The 23,852-nt window shown below is 40.4% G+C and carries 25 protein-coding genes and 4 tRNA genes; 7 read left to right on the top strand and 22 right to left on the bottom strand.

Annotated features, from left to right (window positions below):
- Positions 1–15 precede the first annotated feature (15 nt).
- The 3 genes from aroB (at position 16) to ASU1_RS06275 (ending at position 3,372) form a co-directional block, all read left to right on the top strand.
- Positions 16–1,104 carry a 3-dehydroquinate synthase gene (aroB, locus tag ASU1_RS06265; RefSeq protein WP_014991940.1) on the top strand — a complete coding sequence of 363 codons (1,089 nt, stop codon included), beginning with the start codon at positions 16–18 and terminating at the stop codon, positions 1,102–1,104.
- 3 nt (positions 1,105–1,107) lie between these two features.
- Complete coding sequence (locus ASU1_RS06270; RefSeq protein ID WP_014991941.1) at positions 1,108–1,944, top strand: Dam family site-specific DNA-(adenine-N6)-methyltransferase; 837 nt, start codon at positions 1,108–1,110, stop codon at positions 1,942–1,944.
- Positions 1,945–2,013: 69 nt separating this feature from the next.
- Positions 2,014–3,372, top strand: coding sequence for a sodium-dependent transporter (locus ASU1_RS06275; RefSeq protein WP_014991942.1), 1,359 nt, complete (start codon positions 2,014–2,016; stop codon positions 3,370–3,372).
- A 127-nt stretch (positions 3,373–3,499) separates the two neighbouring features.
- Here the strand turns inward: ASU1_RS06275 and pgi are convergent, their stop codons facing one another.
- The 14 genes from pgi to ASU1_RS06345 form a co-directional block, all read right to left on the bottom strand.
- A complete protein-coding gene (gene pgi / locus ASU1_RS06280; RefSeq protein ID WP_014991943.1) occupies positions 3,500–5,140 on the bottom strand; it encodes a glucose-6-phosphate isomerase in 1,641 nt (546 codons plus the stop codon).
- A gap of 38 nt (positions 5,141–5,178) precedes the next feature.
- Positions 5,179–5,430: a ubiquinone biosynthesis accessory factor UbiK gene (gene ubiK, locus ASU1_RS06285; RefSeq protein ID WP_014991944.1), complete on the bottom strand. Its 252-nt coding sequence runs from the start codon at positions 5,428–5,430 to the stop codon at positions 5,179–5,181.
- Between the two features lie 148 nt (positions 5,431–5,578).
- Positions 5,579–5,653 (bottom strand) — tRNA-Gln (locus ASU1_RS06290).
- A gap of 48 nt (positions 5,654–5,701) precedes the next feature.
- Positions 5,702–5,776 (bottom strand) — tRNA-Gln (locus ASU1_RS06295).
- A 29-nt stretch (positions 5,777–5,805) separates the two neighbouring features.
- Positions 5,806–5,890: transfer RNA gene (locus tag ASU1_RS06300), tRNA-Leu, on the bottom strand.
- 3 nt (positions 5,891–5,893) lie between these two features.
- Positions 5,894–5,970 (bottom strand) — tRNA-Met (locus ASU1_RS06305).
- A 176-nt stretch (positions 5,971–6,146) separates the two neighbouring features.
- Entirely contained in the window at positions 6,147–6,971 is an 825-nt protein-coding gene (gene aroE, locus ASU1_RS06310; protein ID WP_014991945.1) for a shikimate dehydrogenase, read from the bottom strand.
- Between the two features lie 5 nt (positions 6,972–6,976).
- Positions 6,977–7,531, bottom strand: a complete 555-nt coding sequence (gene tsaC / locus ASU1_RS06315) for an L-threonylcarbamoyladenylate synthase type 1 TsaC (RefSeq protein WP_014991946.1) — start codon at positions 7,529–7,531, stop codon at positions 6,977–6,979.
- Positions 7,524–8,057: a DNA topoisomerase family protein gene (locus tag ASU1_RS06320; RefSeq protein ID WP_014991947.1), complete on the bottom strand. Its 534-nt coding sequence runs from the start codon at positions 8,055–8,057 to the stop codon at positions 7,524–7,526. The genes tsaC and ASU1_RS06320 overlap by 8 nt, the downstream gene beginning before the upstream one ends.
- Positions 8,057–8,362, bottom strand: coding sequence for a N(4)-acetylcytidine aminohydrolase (gene yqfB / locus ASU1_RS06325; RefSeq protein WP_014991948.1), 306 nt, complete (start codon positions 8,360–8,362; stop codon positions 8,057–8,059). The genes ASU1_RS06320 and yqfB overlap by 1 nt, the downstream gene beginning before the upstream one ends.
- The gene (gene recX, locus ASU1_RS06330) at positions 8,355–8,810 is read right to left on the bottom strand and encodes a recombination regulator RecX (RefSeq protein ID WP_014991949.1); all 456 of its coding nucleotides are present in this window, start codon (positions 8,808–8,810) and stop codon (positions 8,355–8,357) included. Before recX ends, yqfB begins: the two co-directional genes overlap by 8 nt.
- A gap of 63 nt (positions 8,811–8,873) precedes the next feature.
- Positions 8,874–10,004 carry a recombinase RecA gene (gene recA, locus ASU1_RS06335; RefSeq protein WP_014991950.1) on the bottom strand — a complete coding sequence of 377 codons (1,131 nt, stop codon included), beginning with the start codon at positions 10,002–10,004 and terminating at the stop codon, positions 8,874–8,876.
- A 113-nt stretch (positions 10,005–10,117) separates the two neighbouring features.
- The gene (locus ASU1_RS06340) at positions 10,118–10,723 is read right to left on the bottom strand and encodes an aminotransferase class IV family protein (RefSeq protein WP_014991951.1); all 606 of its coding nucleotides are present in this window, start codon (positions 10,721–10,723) and stop codon (positions 10,118–10,120) included.
- The gene (locus ASU1_RS06345; protein WP_014991952.1) at positions 10,701–11,669 is read right to left on the bottom strand and encodes an aminodeoxychorismate synthase component I; all 969 of its coding nucleotides are present in this window, start codon (positions 11,667–11,669) and stop codon (positions 10,701–10,703) included. Before ASU1_RS06345 ends, ASU1_RS06340 begins: the two co-directional genes overlap by 23 nt.
- A gap of 134 nt (positions 11,670–11,803) precedes the next feature.
- Here ASU1_RS06345 and ASU1_RS06350 point away from each other — a divergent pair, with 134 nt between their 5' ends.
- The 3 genes from ASU1_RS06350 (at position 11,804) to ASU1_RS06360 (ending at position 14,522) form a co-directional block, all read left to right on the top strand.
- On the top strand, positions 11,804–13,438 hold the full coding sequence (locus tag ASU1_RS06350) for a DNA recombination protein RmuC (protein ID WP_014991953.1): 1,635 nt from the start codon (positions 11,804–11,806) through the stop codon (positions 13,436–13,438).
- Entirely contained in the window at positions 13,410–14,000 is a 591-nt protein-coding gene (locus tag ASU1_RS06355) for an anthranilate synthase component II (RefSeq protein WP_039195251.1), read from the top strand. Before ASU1_RS06350 ends, ASU1_RS06355 begins: the two co-directional genes overlap by 29 nt.
- A 72-nt stretch (positions 14,001–14,072) precedes the next feature.
- On the top strand, positions 14,073–14,522 hold the full coding sequence (locus tag ASU1_RS06360; RefSeq protein WP_014991955.1) for a DUF302 domain-containing protein: 450 nt from the start codon (positions 14,073–14,075) through the stop codon (positions 14,520–14,522).
- Positions 14,523–14,615: 93 nt separating this feature from the next.
- Here the strand turns inward: ASU1_RS06360 and lpxM are convergent, their stop codons facing one another.
- Genes lpxM through rsxA form a run of 8 tightly spaced genes read right to left on the bottom strand, consistent with a single transcriptional unit; the run spans position 14,616 to position 22,279 of the window.
- Entirely contained in the window at positions 14,616–15,572 is a 957-nt protein-coding gene (gene lpxM / locus ASU1_RS06365) for a lauroyl-Kdo(2)-lipid IV(A) myristoyltransferase (protein ID WP_014991956.1), read from the bottom strand.
- Positions 15,573–15,580: 8 nt separating this feature from the next.
- Positions 15,581–16,267, bottom strand: a complete 687-nt coding sequence (locus ASU1_RS06370) for an electron transport complex subunit E (RefSeq protein ID WP_014991957.1) — start codon at positions 16,265–16,267, stop codon at positions 15,581–15,583.
- Positions 16,268–16,278: 11 nt separating this feature from the next.
- Positions 16,279–16,911 (bottom strand): electron transport complex subunit RsxG, encoded by a 633-nt coding sequence (gene rsxG / locus ASU1_RS06375; protein WP_014991958.1) that lies wholly within the window; start codon positions 16,909–16,911, stop codon positions 16,279–16,281.
- Complete coding sequence (gene rsxD / locus ASU1_RS06380) at positions 16,911–17,957, bottom strand: electron transport complex subunit RsxD (RefSeq protein ID WP_014991959.1); 1,047 nt, start codon at positions 17,955–17,957, stop codon at positions 16,911–16,913. The genes rsxG and rsxD overlap by 1 nt, the downstream gene beginning before the upstream one ends.
- A 19-nt stretch (positions 17,958–17,976) precedes the next feature.
- Positions 17,977–18,621 carry a trimeric intracellular cation channel family protein gene (locus ASU1_RS06385; RefSeq protein WP_014991960.1) on the bottom strand — a complete coding sequence of 215 codons (645 nt, stop codon included), beginning with the start codon at positions 18,619–18,621 and terminating at the stop codon, positions 17,977–17,979.
- A gap of 1 nt (position 18,622) precedes the next feature.
- A complete protein-coding gene (rsxC, locus tag ASU1_RS06390; RefSeq protein WP_014991961.1) occupies positions 18,623–21,085 on the bottom strand; it encodes an electron transport complex subunit RsxC in 2,463 nt (820 codons plus the stop codon).
- Complete coding sequence (rsxB, locus tag ASU1_RS06395; protein WP_039195254.1) at positions 21,078–21,698, bottom strand: electron transport complex subunit RsxB; 621 nt, start codon at positions 21,696–21,698, stop codon at positions 21,078–21,080. Before rsxB ends, rsxC begins: the two co-directional genes overlap by 8 nt.
- Positions 21,698–22,279, bottom strand: coding sequence for an electron transport complex subunit RsxA (rsxA, locus tag ASU1_RS06400; protein WP_014991963.1), 582 nt, complete (start codon positions 22,277–22,279; stop codon positions 21,698–21,700). The genes rsxB and rsxA overlap by 1 nt, the downstream gene beginning before the upstream one ends.
- Positions 22,280–22,588: 309 nt before the next feature.
- Here rsxA and ASU1_RS06405 point away from each other — a divergent pair, with 309 nt between their 5' ends.
- Positions 22,589–23,851 carry a TolC family protein gene (locus ASU1_RS06405; RefSeq protein ID WP_014991964.1) on the top strand — a complete coding sequence of 421 codons (1,263 nt, stop codon included), beginning with the start codon at positions 22,589–22,591 and terminating at the stop codon, positions 23,849–23,851.
- Position 23,852: the final 1 nt, after the last annotated feature.

The raw sequence follows: 23,852 nt of genomic DNA on the forward strand, positions 1-23,852 counted from the left end.
CACAAGGGGCAAGATATGTTACAAGTGAATGTTGAATTAAAAGAACGTCGTTATCCGATTATTATTGGAGCCGGCCTGTTAACGGATCCGCAAAGTTATGCTCCGTTAAAAGCCGGTGATAAAGTAATGATTGTCTCTAATCCAACGGTTGCTGAACATTATCTTGCCACGGTTCAAGACACTCTAACCGAATTAGGTTGTTGTGTAGATTACGTATTGATTCCAGATGGGGAAAAATACAAAACCTTAGACTCTCTCAATATGATTTTTACCGCATTATTGGAAAAAAATCATAACAGAGATACTACGCTAATTGCATTAGGTGGTGGCGTTATCGGAGATGTCGCTGGCTATGCCGCAGCATCTTATCAACGAGGCATCCGTTTTATTCAAATCCCAACCACTTTGCTTGCACAAGTGGATTCTTCCGTAGGCGGTAAAACGGCGGTAAATCATCCTTTAGGCAAAAATATGATCGGTGCTTTTTACCAACCGATTTCGGTAATTATTGATACGAATAGCTTACACACTTTAGCTAAACGAGAAGTCAGTGCTGGTCTAGCCGAAGTTATCAAATACGGGGCTATTTTTGATCTCACCTTCTTTGAATGGTTAGAACAAAATATTGATAAACTTGTCACTCTTGATCAAAACGCACTGGAATACTGTATCCAGCGTTGTTGCCAATTAAAAGCTGATGTTGTCGCACGAGACGAAACAGAAAAAGGTGATCGTGCTTTATTAAATTTAGGTCATACGTTCGGCCATGCTATTGAAGCGCATATGGGATATGGTAACTGGTTACATGGTGAAGGGGTATCAGTCGGTATGCTTGAAGCAGCTGAATTATCTCGAATTCTCGGTGATTTAACCGAACAAGACGTAGCTCGTCTTGAGAAGTTATTAGCTCGAGCGGTTTTACCAACTATCTCACCAGATAATATGGAACCAGCGGAATATCTCCCTTATATGTGGCGTGATAAGAAAGTACTAGGCGGTCAATTACGTTTAATCTTACTTAAATCACTTGGTCAAGCCTATGTCAGCGCACAAGCAACTGAAGCGCAAGTATTGGCAGCAATAGAACGCTTCACCCAACGCTAATTTATGAGCAATCACAAACGTGCCTTTTTAAAATGGGCGGGCGGAAAATATCGTCTGACCCCAGAAATCAACAAACATTTGCCCCCTAAGCCTGCTCAGGGGGCTTGTTTCGTTGAGCCATTTGTAGGTGCTGGCTCTGTATTTTTGAATACTGATTATGACCGCTATCTGCTTGCCGATATTAATCCAGATCTCATTGATCTGTTTAATATCGTAAAACAAGATGTCGAGTATTATATTCAGCAAACAAAATCGCTCTTTCACGCGCCAAACGCCAATAGCGCTGAATTTTATTACGCACGCCGTCAGGAATTTAATCAATCTCAAGATAAATTCCGCCGAGCTGTGCTCTTCTTATATCTAAACCGTTTTGGCTTTAATGGGCTTTGTCGCTATAACCAAAAGCGAGAATACAATGTGCCGTTTGGTGCATATAAAACGCACTACTTCCCTGAGCAAGAGTTACGTTTTTTTTCTGAAAAAGCGCAAAGAGCGGAGTTTATTTGCGCTGATTTTGAAGAGGTGTTCAACTTATTGGAACAAAAGCCGGATAACTATATTGTTTATTGTGATCCGCCTTATGCTCCACTTCAGCAAGAAAGTAATTTTACTAATTATGCAGGAGGAGGCTTTAGTCTCGCACAACAAGAACGCCTTGCTTCTTATGCCAAACAAGCGCAAGCCAAAAATATTCCGGTATTAATTTCAAATCATGATACGGCTTTTACCCGTAGCATTTATAAAGGTGCAAAAATCAAAAAAATTCAAGTCCAGCGTTCTATTAGCCAAAAAGGCGATGCTCGTATAAAAGTCGATGAATTATTTGCACTTTTTGCATAAACCTATCTTTGTAAAAAATTTTAAAAATCAGACCGCTTGTCGGTCTTTATTAGCCCTTTAGGAGTAATAATGTCAAATAAACCTGTAGAACGCCAATCGTGGTCAAACCGATTGGCTTATGTGATGACTGTTGCCGGTGCAACTGTCGGTTTTGGCGCAACTTGGCGCTTTCCTTACCTTGTAGGCGAAAATGGCGGCGGAGCTTACGTATTTCTATTCTGTATCGCAATGATTGTTATCGGTATCCCTATGATTTTGGTGGAAAATGTTATCGGTCGCCGTATTAAAGTAAACGCAATTGATGCATTTAGCGGAACAGCAAACGGTAAAAAAATTGCCTCAGGTTGGAAAATTCTCGGCTATATGGGCTTACTCGGCGCATTTGGTATCTTAGCTTACTATATGGTTTTAGGCGGATGGGTATTAAATTATATCGGTAGCTTATTAAGCGGTACCCTTGATTTATCTTCTCCGGTTACCGTTGAAACGACGGCGGCTTATTACAAAGAAAGTATTCAAAACAGCCCGCTTGCGATCATTGGTTACACGGCGATTTTCGTATTAGTAAACTACTTTATTTTAGTCAAAGGAATCGTTGACGGTATTGAACGTTCAGTAAAATATCTCATGCCGATTTTATTTATCTTCCTACTTGTGATGGTGATTCGTAACGTTACATTACCGGGTGCGGCAGAAGGTATTTCTTTCTACCTTATGCCAGATTTTTCTAAAATCACACCTAAACTGTTTGTGTTTGTGTTAGGGCAGGTATTCTTCGCATTAAGCCTTGGCTTTGGCGTATTAATTACTTTATCAAGCTACTTAGATAAAAATGAAAACTTAGTAAAAACAGCTACAATTACCGGTATTATGAATACCCTAATTGCCGTGCTTGCTGGTTTTATGATCTTCCCATCATTATTTAGCTTCGGTGTTGCGCCAAACTCTGGACCAACCTTAGTATTCCAAAGTTTACCGATCGTGTTCTCTAATATGTGGGGCGGAAGTATCTTTGCGGTTATTTTCTTCAGTTTATTAGTGGTTGCAGCACTCACTACTTCACTTACTATTTACGAAGTAATTATCACTGCATTACAAGAGAAAACCAAAATGAGTCGTAAAACGGCAATTGCCTTAACGCTTGGTACTATTTTTGTTGTAGGTAATATTCCATCCGTATTAGGTGATAATGAGTGGAAACATATCACAATTATGGGCAAAAGCATCTTTGATGCCTTCGACTATATCAGTGGTAATATCTTATTTATCCTAACAGCATTAGGTAGTGCGATTTTCGTTGGCTTTGTCCTAAAAGATGAAGCAAAAGCAGAATTAGGTGCAAATAAAACTTTCACCAATATCTGGTTTAACTACGTAAGATTTGTTATCCCGGTCATTATTTTAGTGATCTTCTTTAATTCACTTTAAATCACAAAAAAGCTATTCAATAACGAATAGCTTTTTTTATAAATAACACATAAAAAAGCGGTCGGAATTTGCAAATTATTCGCAAATTCTGACCGCTTGTTTTTTTCTCACTTAATCTTTATAAAGCCTAGCGCCACGCTTTAAATTGATTGATTAATCCGTTAGTAGAGCTGTCGTGGCTGGTAATTTGTTCCGCATTTTGTAACTCAGGTAAGATACGATTTGCGAGTTGTTTACCTAACTCTACACCCCATTGGTCGAAGCTGTAGATATTGAAAATTACCCCTTGTACGAAGATTTTATGTTCATACATCGCAATTAATGCACCTAAAGTGAACGGTGTAATTTTTTGTACTAAAATTGAGTTTGTCGGTTTATTGCCGGTAAATACTTTAAACGGTACGATTTCCGCAACATCTGCTAAATCCTTACCTGCTGCCACAAATTCCGCTTCTACAGTTTCTTTTGATTTACCGAACGCAAGCGCTTCTGTTTGTGCAAAGAAATTAGATAATAGTTTTGCATGGTGATCGCCGACCGGATTATGTGTTTGTGCCGGAGCAATAAAATCACAAGGAATCAGCTTCGTACCTTGGTGAATTAATTGATAAAAAGCGTGCTGACCGTTAGTACCCGGTTCACCCCATACAATCGGACCGGTTTGATGCGTTACCGGACTGCCGTCACGACCGACAAATTTACCATTTGATTCCATATTACCTTGTTGGAAATATGCAGCAAAGCGATGTAAATATTGATCGTAAGGTAATAATGCTTCTGTTTCCGCACCAAGGAAATTACTGTTCCAAATACCTATTAACGCTAATGTTGTCGGGATATTTTGCTCAATCGGCGCTGTACGGAAATGTTTATCCATTGCATGAGCACCTGAAAGTAATGCTTCAAAGTTCTCAAAGCCTAATGATAAAGCAATAGAAAGACCAATTGCAGACCATAAAGAATAACGACCGCCTACCCAATCCCAGAATTCAAACATATTTGCCGTATCAATCCCGAATTTCGCTACTTCTGTCGCATTAGTAGATAATGCTGCAAAGTGTTTTGCTACTGCAGATTCATCTTTTGCAGCCGCTAATAACCACTCACGAGCAGTTAACGCATTGGTCATGGTTTCTTGAGTAGTAAAAGTTTTTGATGCAACTAATACTAATGTTGTTTCAGGATCTACTTTTTTCAGTACTTCTGCAATATGCGTACCGTCTACATTCGACACAAAATGCATATTTAAATGATTTTTATATGGGCGTAACGCTTCGGTTACCATATAAGGACCTAAATCCGAACCACCGATACCGATATTAATCACATCAGTGATTGCTTTTCCTGTGTAGCCTTTCCAGCTACCTGAAATAACACGCTCACAGAAATCTTTCATTTTAGCCAATACTGCATTCACTTCCGGCATCACATCTTTGCCATCAACAAGTACCGGAGTATTTGAACGATTACGTAATGCGGTATGTAATACCGCACGATTCTCAGTACGATTGATTTTCTGACCAGAGAACATTGCTTCGGTCGCAGAAGCTAAGCCGCATTCACTTGCTAACTGACGTAATAGGTCTAATGTTTTTTGATTAATGGCATTTTTAGAAAAATCGACAAGAATTTGCTCTTCAAAATTTAAGTGATATTTATCAAAACGATTTGTATCTTCGGCAAATAGCTGAGGAATGTTTAAGTTATCTGCTTTATGTTGTTCTAAAGCAGCCCAAGCTGCTGTTTGCGTTGGATTAATATTTTGCATATTAAAGGTCCTTTTGCTAATTAAAGTTAAAAATGGGATTAATCTTCTGATTGATGTTTTTCAAGCTCTTCTAGACGTTTTTCTAATTCATTGAGCTTTTCACGTGTGCGGAGTAATACTTGAGATTGCACATCAAATTCTTCTCGGGTCACAATATCAAGTTTAGCTAATTGGGCTTGTAAAATTTGTCTAAATTTTTCTTCAAGATCATTGCCAACATTTTTTAAAGGCTGAGGCAATGCATTATGGAGTTGCTGAGCCAAGGACTCAAGGTTCTTTGGATTTAACATTCATTTTCTCCTTATAGAATAGCGGTTAATTTTAATTAATTTTTAGCTAAATCTAAAGAAGAGAATAAGAATAATTAGGAATAAATCAAAAATAAAAAACAAATATTAATAAGAAAAAAATAAGATAAGCTTTGGATAATAAGAAGGATGGCTGGGGTACTAGGATTCGAACCTAGGGATGCCGAGATCAAAACCCGGTGCCTTACCGCTTGGCGATACCCCAAAAGAAAAAACTAACATTTAGTTAGCTTTATTTTGAAATGAAATTAGATGGCTGGGGTACTAGGATTCGAACCTAGGGATGCCGAGATCAAAACCCGGTGCCTTACCGCTTGGCGATACCCCAACACTAATTTTTTTTCGTAAGACAATGAATGGTGCGGGAAGAGGGACTTGAACCCACACACCTCGCGGCGCCAGAACCTAAATCTGGTGCGTCTACCAATTTCGCCATTCCCGCAAATGGTGGCTACAGCGAGATTCGAACTTGCGACCCCAACATTATGAGTGTTGTGCTCTAACCAGCTGAGCTATGTAGCCATTTTTCATTTTTGCGTTCACCTCATCGGCTTACGGGGTGTATTATGCTGATTTTATTCCGCTTCGTCAAACACTTTTTTAAAAAAAGTGAAGAAATTTGATTGTTTGGCTACACATTGCTCATTTTGTCATAAAAATAACTAAAAACTGCTTATTTTATAATAAGTTATAAAATACTATTTTGCATTTTCCATCTCAGATTTAAGCCTAACGAGAACTGTTTCTATATCAGGAAATTCATTTTCCCATAGTTTAAAGGCAAAAGCAGCTTGTCCAACTAACATACCTAGCCCATCTTGATAACGTAGAGCGCCGCAATCACGAGCATAATTTAAAAATGGTGTCTGCATATTAGGCGCATATTGCATATCATAAACTGCAGCGCCCTTTAAAAGGTGGGCCGCAATAGGTACATATTTTCCTTGTAAACCTAATGATGTTGCATTAATAACCAAATCAAACTCTTGTTCAGCAATTTGCTCTAGAGAGGCGGTCTGAATGTTTCCATATTTTGCAAATTTTTCTGCTAAATGAACCGCTTTCTCTAAGGTTCGATTATAGATAGTAATCTGCTGTTTCGCTTTTAAAAGAGGAAAAAGTACCCCTTTAGTCGCACCGCCAGCACCTAAGATAAGCACACGTTGATTAGGTTCTAGCCAACCTAAACGCTCCAAATCCGAGCAAAGCCCAAAGCCATCGGTATTATCTGCATATAAACGACCGTCATCCAACCGCTTCAATGTATTACACGCCTCGGCTAATAAACATCCTTCACTATGCTCATCCGCTAGCTTAAATGCTCGCTCTTTAAATGGCGCAGTAATATTTGCACCTTTAGCTCCCTCTGCAAAAAATTGCTTAAGTTGCATTTCAAATTGCTGCTCATCACCTAATTTAGCGGTATAACAAACATTACGTCCGGTTTGTTCTGCAAAGAATTGGTGAATTTGTGGCGACTTACTTTGCGCAATCGGGTTCCCCCATACGGCATAACGATTCATGCTTATTACCCTTGTCTAAAAATATGTTGTGTAAAAATATCTCGAATTTCAGAAGGATTAGTTTTTCCAGCCGTATCAGCTTCTAATACTGGAAAATCCGCTCCGAATTGCAATTTTACTTCGTCTGCCGTTCGGCATGGTTCTTGTCCGGTTAAATTGCAACTGGTCGAAGTTAGAGCAAATCCGGTACGTTCACAAAGCTCAACAACAGCCGACATACGGCATAAGCGTACAGCAATCGTATCAAATTGCCCGGTCAAATATTGAGGAACTTCCTTTTTAGCCGGCATTACCCAAGTAATCGCCTGTTCAGAAGGTGTTTCAAAAATTTGCCAATGTTCTGCGGTTAATTTGCTCTCATCAATATAAGGAAGTAATAGCTCCTTGGTTGGAGCAATAAGAATCAGCCCTTTTTCTTCAGGGCGATTTTTTAATTTTAATAAAGCTCGTACGGCTGCCTCGCTATTAGGATTACAGCCAAGACCAAATACCGCTTCAGTAGGATAAGCAACCACATTATTCTGTTTTAATTGCTCGACAATATTTTCTAAATTATTCATTTTCTTCATTAAATAGATATTGGCATGACTTATTTGCACAGAGATACATCGATTTTCCACGCTGTTTCTTAACCGTCACAATGGAGCACTGACATTGAGGACAAGTTTTTGCTATAGGTTTAGCTGCCAAAGTAAACTTACAGCTAGGAAATCCGCTACAGCCATAAAATGTTTTGCCTGAGCGCCCTTTTCGCGCCACTAATTTATTCGTTTTGCACTCTGGACAATCAAATTCTTCTTGTTCTTCCGCCTCATCATGTACAGTAAAATGGCACTCTGGATAATGACTACAACCAATAAAAATCCCAAAATTACCCTGTTTTAATTGCAAAAAATGTCCACATTCAGGACAAATTTCCGTTAAATCTTTAATTACGTGGTTAGTCTGATGTAGCGGTTTCATATAGTCACATTGCGGATAACTGCTACAACCTAAAAATAAACCTTGTTTCCCTCGCTTAATTTGTAATGCAGAACCACAATCAGGACAAAGTTCTACTTGTTTCGTTGATTTAAAAATACTCATTAAATTAATTCAAACTCAATCACAAAAAAGTCATTATCATTCGGATAAATATCTCTGATGACTTGCTTCAATTCAGCTAACGACATATTTTCTTGTTTAGCGTGTTGCTCATTTAATTGTTCAAAATGGATAGGCGTAACAGAAATTACTCGAATATCAGCAAAGAAACGATTAGTTTCATTAGTAAAAACTTTTAGCTCTTGCTGAGGTTGAAAATAAGCTTCGGATTTATCTCGAATGGTAATAGTTTTCTTACCAGCTAAAATATCAGACTCGAAACGGCTAAAAAAAGTAATATTATTCATATTCTGCATCATTGTAATCTATGTCCATTAGATGGCTAAAGTGATCATTATAAAAGCCTCGGCTAAGCATAAAACGCCACATTTTTTGCTTAGCTTTTATATCCCAAACAAGCGGTCGTTTTTTCTCAAAAACTTGCTCGGCAAGTATAAACCAATCAATCTCTGCATTATCTAATTCTTGACTTATCAGCCAATCTTTAATCCCTTTGAGTTTCAACTCTTGTTTTAAACGGCGAGGCCCGATTCCTTGCTGAGAACGGTAACGAATAAAGCTGGCGCAATAGCGTTCATCACTTTGCCAATTATTTGCTTGCGCGCGTTCGATAGCCTGGTCTATTTCTTCTTGGCTATATTCTTTTTGAACTAATTTTCGTCGTAAATCTTGTTCACTATAATCTCGCTTAGAGAGTAAATATAACAGATAATTTATTGCCGTGTAGTTAGCCATACTTAAAATCATTCAGTATAAAAAACAAATGCGGTTTCTACCTCCGCAGAAACCGCATTTTTATTATAGTTCTTCTTCGTTAAACTCTTCGTCTTCAAAATCGTTCACATCATCGGCATCTAATACATTCTGCTCACCTGCTGATGTTTTTTCCGGTGTTGAAATGAGTAACTCACGAATTTCTTGTTCAATTTTATTTGCAATCTCTGTATTCTCTTTTAACCATTTGATTGCATTATTTTTACCTTGACCGATTTTCGTACCTTCGTATGAGAACCATGCTCCCGCTTTTTGGATAAAGCCATTTGCTTCGGCAAGAATTAATAATTCATTCATACGTGAAATACCTTCACCATACATAATGTCGAATTGAACTTCACGGAACGGCGGTGCAACTTTATTTTTCACAATTTTCACTTTCGTTTCGCTACCAACCACTTCATCTCCGTCTTTTACTACACCTGAACGACGAATATCTAAACGAACCGAAGCGTAAAATTTAAGTGCGTTACCGCCGGTTGTTGTTTCAGGGTTACCGAACATCACACCGATCTTCATACGAATTTGGTTAATAAACACCACTAAGCAGTTAGTCGCCTTAATGTTTGCCGTTAATTTACGTAACGCTTGTGACATTAAACGTGCTTGTAAGCCCATATGAGAATCGCCCATATCGCCTTCAATTTCCGCTTTCGGCGTTAATGCGGCTACCGAGTCCACAATAATTACATCAACCGCCCCGGAACGCACTAACGCATCACAAATCTCGAGCGCTTGTTCACCGTTATCCGGTTGTGAAATTAACAATGCATCGGTATCCACGCCCAATTTACGAGCATAAACCGGATCAAGCGCGTGTTCCGCATCAATAAACGCACAAGTTTTACCTGATTTTTGTGCTTGCGCAATGACCGATAAAGTCAGCGTCGTTTTACCTGAAGATTCGGGACCGTAAATCTCAACGATACGTCCCATCGGTAAGCCGCCGATACCTAATGCGGCGTCTAAACCGATTGAACCGGTTGAAACCGCTTCAATATCAAGCGCTTGCGTGTCGCCTAAGCGCATAATAGAACCTTTACCAAATTGTTTTTCAATTTGGGCAAGAGCAGCAGCTAATGCTTTTTCTTTTTGTTCCGGATCGATTTGTTTTGTTACTGTGTTCTTTTGCGCTTTTTTGTTATCCGCTGCCATAGTATTGTCCTTTGCAAACTTTTCTGAAAAAACGACCGTTTGTCGTCAATTAACTGTGTATTATTATAGTGTTTACTTATACAGTTTCAAGCACTTTTTTACTGTTTTTCGATCTATCCGGCAAAATTGATTGCCGAAATCGGTAAAGCCCTTTGTAAATCAAAAGGATTAAGCGCATTCACCATCATAATTTGTTCGTACTGGGTCAAATCTTGCGGTGTAATTTGAACCAATTCGACAATACTGGTTTCAACCAGCTTGGTTAGCTGCGTACCCTTTAATAAATAATCTTGCGAGCTGAACCACTTTCCTTTCCTGTAAAAAAGCAAATTTCCGATCGTACAATCGCTCACTTTGCCATTATTGATAATAATTATTTCATCGGCTTGCAAAGTTTTGAGCGAATCCAACCGCTTGCGATCACTATATTTAAAGCGGTAATCCAAATCCTCGGTGTAAACACATTGGAAAGAGTTGATCTTACGTGGCGAATAAAGGGAAAATTGCTGCTGAAACTCGCTCGCATTGTAATCAATGCGGCAGCGTACACTGCCCTGCTGAAATTCGTCCGGCACACAAATCACCTCTGCTAATTGCCACTGTGGTTGCGCATTAAAATATTGTTTAATCGCACTTTCAAAGCGTTGCTGATGATAAGCTAAATTTTGCGGTTCACCATCAATAATTGCAATCGTTTCAAACAATGGAAATCGGCACATAAACTTTCTCCAACAGTTCATCATATTCATCGTTCAGTACGCTTTTTGCAGTAATACCGCCGCCACTACGGAACAAAATTTGTTCGCCATTTTGCTCAATAAAACGAATCGCCACCGCACTCTCTAAATTTTCACCGTCAAAATAGCCGAAAATACCGGTGTAATAACCTCGCTGTTCGATTTCCGCTTTTTGAATAATCTCTAAGGTTTTTTCTTTCGGCGCACCGCTAATTGAGCCTGCCGGCAGGAGCTTGGCTAATAGTGAACCCACACTCGCTTGCCAATTTTCGTTTAGCTCGCCGCAAATTTCAGAACTGGTTTGATAAATTGCGCCACGGTAGGTATCCACTTTCTCTAAATAACGATACTTCGTCACCTGAATATTTTGTGAAACTAACGCCAAATCATTACGAATCAAATCTACAATCGTATTGTGTTCGGTAAATTCTTTATCCGATTGCATCAGCTTTTCCGCCGCATTCGGCTCATTCGCATTAATCGTGCCTTTCATCGGATAAGAGTAGATTTTATTTTGTTGAATCCGCACAAAAGTTTCCGGCGAAAAACAAACAAACTGCCCTTTCAGCCACAATTTATATTTTGCCGAACTGGCGAAAAACAGTTCTTCTAAACTGTAATTGGTTTGAATTTCGGTCGGATAAGTCAAATTCAATAAATAGCTATTACCGGCTTGGATTTCCTTTTGAACAAGCTCAAAACCTTGCTGATAAGTTTCAAACGAGATGGGATTGATCTGAAATTCAAACGGCTTGCGAACGTTTTGTGGTTGAACATTCGATTTGCAAAAAAAATCGAAAAACAGACCGCTTGCCGCCGCTTGTTCTAGCGGACAAATAATCGGTTTTTGCTGTTCAAAATCAATTAAAAAGAAGAACGGGCTTTTCTGTTGCCCGAGTTGATCGGCGGTTTGGATAAAATGTTGCATAAACTCAAAATGTGACAAATATTGTTGTTATTCTAGGGGAATTTCCGCCAATTTAGCAACGTTCTTTCACTTTTCATTTTTCGCCAGATTGCTATAATACTGTATATTTTTCTATTAGATTCAGGTTTACCTTTATGATTATTGACGAAATATGGTTTTATGTGGCGATTGGCGTGTTACTGGTTATCGCTGTTTTTCTGTTTTTTCTGCAATCACGTTACCAACGTGATGCGTTTGAACTTTTGCAAGATTTGGCTAAAGCACAAACCGATCTCGCACAAATTAACCAAAAATTTGAGCAACTTTCCGTTGAAAAAAATCAGATCGAACAATGGGCAATTCAATATAAAACCCAAGCCCAAGCAGGTATCGAACGAATCAACGAAAAAGAAACACAAATTAGCCGTTTACATAGCAAAATTGAAGAGGCGGAACAGCAAGAACAACAATTAGAACGCTATATCAATGAGCTGAAAGAGCGTATCGGTGCATTCCAAGCCAAAGCGGAAAGTTTAGAAGAACAATTACAAGTTAACCAACATTCACTTTCACATAAAGAACGTGAAAACCAATCTCTTGTTGCCCAGCTTAGCCAGACGCAAAATGAATTAACCGAATTGCGAACTTCACTTTCAGAGAAACAAGCGAATTTTGAAGCGCAACAACGTAATTTTATTGAGGTAAAACAACAACTTAATGTTGAATTTCAACATTTGGCACAGCAAGTTTTGGAAGAAAAAACCAAAAGTTTTACTGCCAGCAATCAATCTTCATTAGACGCCCTGTTAAAACCGTTTAAAGAACAAATTGAAGGTTTCCAAAAACGGGTTAATGAAGTACATAGTGAATCGCTTAAAGGCACGGCAAGTTTAGAAGCCGAACTGAAACGGGTACTACAAATCGGTGTGTCGATGTCGGAAGAAGCACAAAACTTAACCAACGCACTTAAAGGCAACAATAAAATCGCTGGTAATTGGGGCGAAGTACAGCTTGAATCGGCACTACAAGCGGCGGGATTATTAGCTGGTGAGCACTATGTGGCTCAAGAAAGTTTCCGAGATCAGGAGGGCAAACGCTTCGCGCCTGACTTTGTTGTACATTTACCCGCTCAAAAACACTTAATTATTGATAGTAAAGTATCGTTGTTGGCTTACGATCAAGCGGTCAGAACCGAAGAAAATTTTGCAATTACCCAAGCCTTAGATGAGCATTGCAAATCACTCCGCACACATATTGACGGCTTATCGAAAAAGAATTACAGCAGTTTGCAAGGAGTAAAAAGCCCAGATTTCGTGTTAATGTTCGTACCGATTGAGCCGGCTTATATTGAAGCAATGAAACACGATCCGCAACTGTTTAATTACGGTTATGAACGTAATGTCATTTTGGTTTCATATACCACCTTAATGCCGATTTTACGCACCGTGGCAAATTTATGGCGAATTGAGCGAGGCAATGCCGAAGCACGTGAAATCAGTGAAAAAGCAGGCGAAATTTATAATCAAGTTTGTACCGTTGCCGACCGTTTGGCCAAATTGGGCAATACGCTAAATACGGTCAATAACCAATATAATCAGACGGTAACCTCATTGGTTGGTCGCCAAGGCTTAGTCGGCAAGGTGGAACGCTTCCAGCAACTTTCCGCCAAAGCGAGCCAAACGATGCCGGCAGTTGAAATGCTCACCAATGATTTTGATACCAATAAACTCACATTAATTGCAGAAAAGATTGAAGATAGTAATGAAGCAAACAATGAAGAAGAGCGCTAATTTATTAATTATTGATAACCACGATTCGTTTACCTTCAATCTGGTTGATCTGCTACGCAAAATCGGCGTGCCGATGAAAGTGGTGTTAGTGGAACAATTAGGACTGGATGAGGTGGAAAATTTTAGCCATATTCTGATTTCACCCGGCCCGGATGTACCGCAAGCTTACCCGCAAACTTTTGCAATGTTAGAACGTTTTCATCAAACCAAATCGATTTTAGGCGTCTGTTTAGGTCATCAAACTTTATGTGAATTTTTTGGCGGCGAGCTATACAATTTGAATGAGGTAAGACACGGGCAACAACGTCCGTTAATTCAAATTAGCAATAACCCGATTTTTAACGGTTTACCCGAGCGTTTTAAGATCGGTTTGTATCATTCGTGGGCTATTTCGCAAAAATCACTGGAAAACACACCGCTTGTTGCTACTGCGGTTTGCGATCAAGATGTATTAATGGCATTTAAACACCAACATTTGCCGATTTACGGTGTGCAATTCCACCCTGAATCATTTATTACCGAATACGGTGAGCAGATGCTACGAAATTGGCTAAACGCCTAGCGTAAAATTTCGCTGTAAGAGAAATAATAGATTGCAGTCTAATATTGGCTTATTTTAACCGAGGACAAGTCAATGAAATTAAAAGCCTTACTACTGACATCTTTATTAGCTACCGGTTATGCAAATGCGGAAACCGATTTAAAACCCGCAGTGTTTAAAAGTAAATTTAGCTTTCAGCAAACGGTAGATACCTTAGAGACTACATTTAAAGACAAAGGCATGGTAGTCTTTGCAAAAATCGATCACCAAGCAGCGGCAAAAGCTGCCGGTCTTGAAATGCAACCGGCAACCGTGATTATTTACGGCACACCAAAAGCCGGAACACCGTTGATGGTAAAAGATCCGAGCTTAGCATTACAGTTGCCTTTAAAAGTATTAGTGACTGAGCCAAATGCTGGAGAAGTTGAAGTGATGCTAAATCGTGCGGAACAAGTTGTAGCCCATTCAAATACGCCATACCAAGCAGTTGAAAATAGCTTAGCCAAAGCGGAAAAACTGATTGAAGCCACTGTAACAAAATAGCCCATGACTTATAAACGGCAAGCGGTCAAATCTTGCAAAAAAATTGCGAAATTTGACCACTTGTTTGTCTCTAAAACGAAATCAGTAAATCGGCTAACGTTTATAAATATCCTCACCGTTTCGGCGGGTCTTGAGTAAACGTAAAATCCACACGTATTGCTCCGGATTTTTCGTCACAAAATACTCAATCACTTTATTCATTTCTCGAGCAGATTGCACCGGGTCACCGGAAAATTCTAATGCCGGCAAAATTTCCATTTGATATACACCCTTTTCCGCATTGTAAATCGGAAACATCGGGATCACGACCGCATTCGCTACTTTTGCCATTTTATTCAGCCCCGGTAAAGTTGCTTTTTCCGTCGCAAAGAAATCAGCATAAACGCTAAGCTCTTCACCATAATCTTCATCCGGAAGGAAATAACCGACATCACCTTTACGCACATCATTTAAGAATTTCTTAATGCCGTTTTGGCGAGTGTGCATTTTGCCGCCGAAGCGTTCACGGGTAATATTCCAAAGCCAATCGACAAGTGCATTTCGATGCGGATTATACATTGAGGTCATCGGGAATCCGTGGGTGTACATCGCCACACCGGCAGCATCAATTGACCATGTATGCGGCACAAGCAAAATCACATTTTTTCCCTTTGCACGCGCATCTCTCACATATTCAAAGCCGTTAAATTCACAACGCTTTTGTAAATAAGCGGTTGAACGTAATGCCGTTTCACCAATTGCCAGCATTGTTTGAGAAACGGTAACAAACATTTTCTCAATCACTTCCGCACGTTTTTGTTCCGACCATTCGGGGAAACAATAACGCAGATTCACATTAGCACGATGATATTGCTTTTTACCTTTGCGCTTTAAATAATTTGCAACAACACGTCCAATCCATGCGCCCAATTTATCACGTACACAAGGAGGAATATAAGCCAGAACAACCAGTGCGAAGACACCAAGCCATACGCCCCAATACTTCGGATACAAAAATTCCGTTAAAAATTTATGTTCATACCCATCTCGGGCAGTAATTCGTTCTGTCATTAGGTTCTCTATTTCTTATCAATCAAATTCTTTACTGCCAAAATTACCCCAAGTCCAATAAAAGCCCCAGGAGGTAAAATTGCCAGCAATAAGCCGGAATCTAAGTGTAACACATCAACACGCAAAGATTTTGCCCAATCGCCCAGTAATAAGTCCAAGCCATCAAATAAGGTGCCGTTGCCAATCAGTTCACGCATTGCACCTAATGCAACAAGACTTAACGTCATCCCAAGCCCCATGGCAAAACCGTCAAAGGCAGAATGTGAAACCGCGTTTTTAGACGCAAAAGCCTCCGCTCGTCCGATGACAATACAGTTAGTCACAATCAGCGGAATAAAAATACCAAGCGATTGATAAACCGGATAAGCAAAAGCATTCATTAATAATTGTACTGCTGTTACCACGGTGGCAATTACCATCACATAAATTGGAATACGAATATCATGCGGAGTAAATTTACGAAACAGCGATACTGTGGTATTGGTACAAACCAACACTAATAATGTTGCAAGCCCTAATCCAAGCGCATTAGTAACATTATTTGATACCGCCAATAACGGACAAAGCCCTAACAGCTGCACTAAAGCACCGTTATTTTTCCACACACCTTCGGCAAGCAAATTACGCCAAACTGACGGTTCTGCCGGCGTTGTGGTATCGATTTCCGTCACCGGAATTTGATTCTCAGTATTCATACGATTCTTTCTTATTTACAACTTGCAAAAGTTTCTAATTGTTCGGGAGATTTAGCCAATTCTGTGACGATCCATTTCGCACTTTGGCGTACATTATTCACCACTGCACGGGGAGTAATTGTCGCACCGGTAAATTGATCAAACTGACCGCCGTCTTTTTTTACTGCCCATAATGATTCATTTTCTAGGCTAAATAACTTGCCGCTAAAGGACAAAATCCAATCTGAAACACGAGTTTCAATCTTATCACCCAACCCCGGCGTTTCTTTATGTTCTAACGTTCTTACTCCTAGCACTTTGCCGTCCGGTTGAACCCCCATCAGCAAAACAATATTGCCTGAATAACCGTCCGGTGCCGTTGCTTGAATAGCATAAGCGGTCAAATTTTCCGATTTTTTTGCAATATAAATACGGTTTAAATAAGGGGCGTTCGGTAAATCCACCATTTTACAAGAGCCAAGCAAATCATTATCAAAATGGTTTGCCGGCACAACTTCTTGTAAAAATTGGCGTTGCTGAGCAGCGGTCACTTCATCAATCCGCCCTTTGGTAAGCAAATAAACACCGGTCGAAACAGCTGTGCAAATAAGCGCAATTACGCCTAATAATAACGCATACTTAACGGTAATTTTTGAGGTATTCATTATCTTCCGGTTCCATATAATCTTGGTTGAGTGTAATGGTCAATTAACGGTACGCAGATATTTGCCAGTAGCACCGAAAACGCTACCGCATCCGGATAATTGCCGTAGTAACGAATTAAATAGACAAATAAACCGATTAAGCCGCCAAAAATCAATTTGCCTCGAGGTGTAATCGAAGCGGTTACCGGATCTGTTGCAATAAAGAAAGCACCAAACATCATTGCACCGCTGAAAAGCTGACTAACGACATTTAAGTGTGTATGCGGTAACAATAAATCGGTTAGTCCACTTAATAAAGCAAACATTGTCAACATCGCGACCGGAATTTGCCAGTGAATAATGCGTTTATAAATTAGCAATAAACCACCGGCAAGAAAGGCTAAATTAATTTGCAACCAACCATTTGCAAACATGCCGCTAAAAATCGGGGATTGTAATACACCTTCTACACCTAATTTCTGCATACTGGTTTTGGCACTATCGAGCGGTGTTGCTTGTGCGATACCATCCACGCTGCCCAATAATTGATGTACGCTAAAGCCGTCACTGGTTACCCCGGAAAAAACTAATGAAATCGCATCGCTTAATGTCGGCGGTTCATTTAACAAATCAATCGGCACCAGCCAACCGGTCATTTGCACCGGAAAAGAAACCAATAATAACGCATAAGCGACCATTGCAGGGTTAAATAAATTCTGTCCTAAACCGCCATATACATGCTTTGCCAGTAATAGGGCAACGCTCACACCAATCACAACGATCCAATAAGGTGCGTAAGGCGGAATCGACATCGCTAAAATTAACGCAGTCAACAAACCGCTTAAATCCGAAACATAAAAAGCGGTCGGTTTTCGGCGCAATTTTGCAAGTGCGATTTCAATCACCACCGCCAGTGATATTGCAATAACCACTTGAATAAACACACCGTAACCGAAAAAATACCACTGCACGCCTAGTGCCGGTAACATAGCTACCATTACCCACAGCATAAATTTCGCCGTTAAATTAGACGAATGGGTATGGGGAGAACTCACCATTTTAAACATCAAATAATTCCTTTCCCGCTTAAATTCTCGGTAAATGTAGATTAAATCGAATTGCTAATAAACGTATCAAAATAACGGTACTAACCGTAGCGATATCCACCCAGCGGCCTTCAACGCCGGCAGAATAAAACAACACAAAAATCACCCCGCCAACCAGACTGGCTGTAACATAGACTTCTTTTTGTAACACAATCGGCACTTCGTTACGTAAAATGTCTCGAATTACTCCGCCGAAACAACCTGTCATACCGCCTAATGCAATTGCAATACACGGGTGAAGCCCAAAATCTAAGCCTTTCTGCACACCAATTACAGTAAACACTCCCAAGCCAATCGCATCAAAAATCAATAGCCCTGTTTGCCATTCTTTCTTACTGATTTTATTCCTAAAAACGGCAGTAATAATAACCGCAAGGGTAATCATCAATACGTAAATAGGTTGTTTCATCCAGAAAACCGGGGTACTACCGATCATCACATCACGCAGCGTACCGCCACCGACACCGGTCACAAATGCCAAAATGAACATTCCAAAAATATCCATTTTATGCTGACGAGCAGCCATTGCGCCCGATACGGCAAACACGATAGTGCCAATTAAATCTTGAATAAACAAGAATGACCATGGCTGAGCCGGCAATAAATTGTCGAACAAACTCGTCATTTTATTGTCCTTGACTCATTTTTTTCGCCTTCGCTCTGGCAATTGCTGCTGCAACCGCCGCCTTGCGTGGGTCTTCCGCTTCTGCTGCAGTTGCAACTTTTTCAGCATTTTCGACCGCTTGTTCCGGCGCTTGCTGGGCAACTTGTTGCGCTGCTTTTTTCGCTTTCGCTCTAGCTAGCGCTGCCGCAACCGCAGCTTTACGAGAGTCTTCTGCTTCTGTTGCGGTTGCAACTTTTTCAGCATTTTCGACCGCTTGTTCCGACACTTGCTGAGCGCCTTGTTGCGCTGCTTTCTTCGCTTTCGCTCTAGCTAGTGCTGCTGCGACTGCTGCTTTACGAGGGTCTTCTGCTTCTGTTGCGGTTGCAACTTTTTCAGTATTTTCAACCGCTTGTTCCGACACTTGCTGAGCACCTTGTTGCGCTGCTTTTTTCGCTTTCGCTCTAGCTAGCGCTGCTGCGACCGCTGCTTTACGAGGATCGTCTACTTCTGCTGCACTTGCAACTTTTTCAGTATTTTCAACCGCTTGTTCTGGCATTTGAGCCGCTTTCTTCGCTTTTGCTCTTGCCAACGCCGCCGCTACTGCCGCCTTGCGTGGGTCTTCCACTTCTGTTGCAGTTGCAACTTTTTCAGCATTTTCGACCGCTTGTTCCGGCGCTTGCTGGGCAACTTGTTGCTCTGCTTTCTTCGCTCTTGCACGCGCTAATGCTGCTGCCACCGCGGCTTTCTTAGGATCAGTCTCTTCTACTTGCTGCACAGCATTGATAGAGAGATTGTCATTTACTTCATTTATAACTTCAGCTTGTTTTGCCAAACGTCTTGCTCGGCGTTGCGCCATTAATTCGCTATTATCCGGCTCTCCATTGGCTTTTATATCAGCTTTTGCATGAACCGGTTCCGCTAATTGTGCTTCCGCTTTTTTCGCTTTGATACGAGCGAGTGCGGCTGCCACCGGATCTTCTCCGGCAGAATTTGCAATTTCTTCTCGGCGTTTATCTGCTGCTTGTGCGATACGTGCAGTTCGAGCGTCTTTTTCTTTTTGTAAACGAGCTTCTCTGGCTTCAAAACGAATTTTCGCTTCTTCCGCTTTTTTCGCTTTTTCCTCGATTTCCGCTATTTTGGCTTTTTCTTGACGGAAATATTGAATCAACGGAATGTAGCTCGGGCAGACATAAGCACAAACGCCACATTCGATACAAGCGTCTAAATGATATTCTTTCGATTTATCGTGATCATCCGAACGAGCAAACCAATAAAGTTGTTGTGGCAATAACCCGACCGGACAAGCATCTGAACAACTTGAGCAACGAATACAGCTACGCTCCGGCTCCGGCGGAGCATATTCAAAATGATCCGGCGCAATAATACAGTTTGCGGTTTTGGTAATCGGCGCTTGTAATGATTGCAGAATAAAACCGGTCATCGGCCCGCCTAAAAAAACCGGGAAACGGCTATCCGCTTGATAATCCACTTGCTCCAATAAATGTTGAATCGGCGTTCCGAGTCTTGCCCACACATTACCTTTGTTGCGAATTTTATCGCCGGTCAGCGTCACCACTCGTTCAATCAGTGGTTCATCGTCCATTACCGCACGTTTAACCGCAAATGCCGTACCGACATTGTGCATCACAATGCCCATTTCGATAGTACGTTTACCCTGCGGAATTTCTAAACCGGTTAAGACTTGTACCAACTGATCCGATGCACCGGAAGGATATTTGGTTGGGATCGGTTGTACATGAATATCATCCGAACCTTTTAGCGCTTTTTGGATCGCTTTAATCGCTTTCGGTTTGTTATCTTCAATCGCCAACACCACCTCTTCCGGACGCAACACATAGCGTAAAATGCGGATACCTTCGATCAATTCAGCAGTGTAATCTTGCATCAAGCGGTCATCGCAAGTGATATAAGGTTCACATTCCGCGCCGTTAATAATCAGTAATTTACAACGCTTATCCGCTAAGCTTAATTTAGATGCAGTAGGAAATACCGCCCCACCCAATCCGGCAATGCCGTATTGGTAAACTTTTTGGATAATTTGATCGCTTGTCAGTGTTAAGAAATCATCAATCGGCTGGCGCTCAACCCATTCGTCTTTGCCGTCTGTTTCTATAATCACTGTGACTTCCGGCAATCCTGACGGATGTGCGGACACGTGTGGTTCAATACCGAGTATCGTACCGGATGTCGGGCTATGTACCGGCAATTGACGAAAATTATCACCTTTAGTCAGCGCCTGACCTTTTAAAACTTTATCGCCAACATTGACGATTAATTCGCCAGCCCAGCCCGAATGTTGAACTACAGGGACATAGAAAAACCTAGGTAAATGTAAGCTGCGAATCGGCTTTTGATTCGATTGCTTTTTGTTTTCCATCGGGTGAATACCGCCCGGATACGCCCACAATTTACCAGTTTGTTTAGTTTGACGAATGCGTTCAAGAACTAAATTAGGATTAGACATTTTTTTCTCCTTTTTCAGTTCCGATAATCATTTTTTTCTGTAACTCCGTAGTATTTACGATAGGGATAATCAGATTTTCATCAAATTGCCAATTCCAAGAACGAGCGGTCGGCTTCACTTTAATCATTTCAATACAATTGGTCGGGCAAGGCGCTACGCATAATTCGCAACCGGTACATAAATCCGCAATAATGGTGTGCATTGCTTTATTTGTGCCGATAATCGCATCCACCGGACAAGCTTGGATACACTTGGTACAGCCGATACACATATCTTCATGCACAAATGCCACTTTCACTTCCGGCTCTTCCACGCCGTCCATTGCCAGTACTTCTACGCCCATCAGATCTGCGATTTTCACCACCAACGGCTGACCGCCGGGTACACATTTAGTGATTTGATCTCCATTAGCGATAGCTTCCGCATACGGTTTACAGCCGGGGTAGCCGCATTGACCGCATTGGCTCTGAGGCAACAATGCGTCAATTTGGTCGACAATCGGATCTGCTTCCACTTTGAGTTTAATTGACGAATAGCCTAATACCGCCCCAAAAATTAAAGCAATCACGGCAATAGCAATTAAGATGTAGGTGATAATTGGTAAGTCTAACATTAGATTTTCACCAATCCTGTAAAGCCCATAAAGGCAAGAGACATTAATCCAGCAGTGATTAAAGCAATTGAAGCGCCTTGGAAGGGACGCGGCACATCCGCCGCCACAAGGCGCTCACGCAATGCTGCGAAAAGCACTAACACTAACGAAAATCCAGCTGCCGCCCCGAAACCATATAAAACCGATTCCACTAAATTATTTGCTAAATTTACATTTAATAATGCCACCCCCAGTACCGCACAGTTAGTGGTAATCAGAGGTAAATAGATCCCAAGTAAACGATAGAGAATCGGGCTGGTTTTATGAACGATCATTTCTGTTAATTGCACTATCACAGCAATCACTAAAATAAAAACTAAAGTACGTAAAAACTGTGCTTCAAGTGGAGCTAAGATAAATGTCTCGACCAAATAAGCTGATAACGATGCCACCGTCAACACAAAAGTTGTCGCCATTCCCATACCAATCGCAGTTTCTACTTTTTTCGACACGCCCATAAATGGACAAAGTCCTAGGAATTTCACTAGGACAAAGTTGTTTATTAAAGCAGTACTGATAACTAACAATATATAATCGAGCATAGAATCCACAAAAGAAAGGTTCAATTCATTACAAAACAAGCGGTTAATTTTACGCCAAATTTTGCAAAAAACAGCAAAATTTTAACCGCTTGTAATACATCAAGCTAAAAATTCCGGTTATTATCCTGTCTTTTGCTATTTCTAACAATAAAAAATATTCACTATCTTGATCTTTATTAGTTTTGCTTGCATTACTGTATGATTTTTATGAATTTTTTTACGCATTTTTTTAGAACATATTTCCTTATTTTCAGTCTAATGCGTGCTAGAATATTTGCTACCCATTTTATTTCTGCTGAATATTTCTCCATGAAAAAATCTTATTATACTTTATTAAGTGTTGGATTATTTTTATTCACCCCATCACTCTCTCAGGCTGAAAGTTTAAAACAAATTTTACAATATGCTTTAGCTGAAGATCCCAGTTTAGAAGAAGCTCGCGCGCAAATTCGTATTGCAGAGAGCCAAACTAAGATTTCAGAGGCAGGACATCAACCCGTTATTTCTTTAAGCCAAAATGGTGTTATTGCTCAAAAGCATACTTACCAGGGCAAACGCCGTTCAGAGCCAAGTTTAAATGGACGTGTAAATCTCTATGCTTGGGGCGCAATTGAAGCAGAAATCGATCGCGATAAATATAGAACGGATTATTATCAACATAAATTTTATGAAACCCGAGAATTAATAGGGCAACGAATCGGCCAGCTTTATCTAAGCGCATTAAGAGCGAAAGAAAACATTGCGATCTATCAAGAAAGTTTCGACCGCCATACAAAATTAGTAGAAGACTTAAAAGTGATCGTTTCTTACGATAATGGTCGAGCCTTTGAATTAACCGAAGCACTCTCTCGTCTGAATCAAGTTGAATCCAATATTGCACGCCAAGAACGAGTACTTTCTACCAGCTTGAGTCAATTAGCTCGCTATACTAAGAAAAACCTCGATGAACATTCATTACAAGATCCTTTTTCTTCACAGGATACGCATGCTTTTCTAAAACGCTACCAAAATAATGATCTCTCAGCTAACCCAACCTTTTTAGCACAACAAAAAGAAGTGAAAAGTAGTGAGTCGGCAGCAAAAGCAGCTGAAGCTCGCCGAATGCCATCCATTAACTTAGAAGGGTCTGCAAGTCGCCATGAGCGAGAAGTTTATGTTGGTGTATCTTGGGATATTTATAACCAAGCAAGTAAATATGAAGTGGAAAAAAGCCAATACACTAAAGCAGCGGCTGAAGCAAAATTACGTGAAATTCAATTAGATGTGACGGAAAAAGCTCGTACGGCAGAATTAGAAATGTTCCGCTCACAAAAACTGGCGAAAACAACACAACGTCAAATTAAATTACAACGAAAAGTTGTCGATGATACCGAACTACAATTTGATATTGCGACAAAATCATTACTTAATTTGCTGGATGCATACCAAGAATTAACCAGTGTACAAGCGGAAGAAGTTGCAGCACGCAATGATTATCGAGATGCTGCTTTACTCTATTTGGTTTCTCAAGCCAAAGTAGCAAGTTGGGCTGGTTTTAGCACTCTGAACTTAACGGAAGAAAAAGGTAAATAAA

It is taken from the genome of Actinobacillus suis ATCC 33415 (genome assembly GCF_000739435.1).
GTDB lineage: Bacteria > Pseudomonadota > Gammaproteobacteria > Enterobacterales > Pasteurellaceae > Actinobacillus > Actinobacillus suis.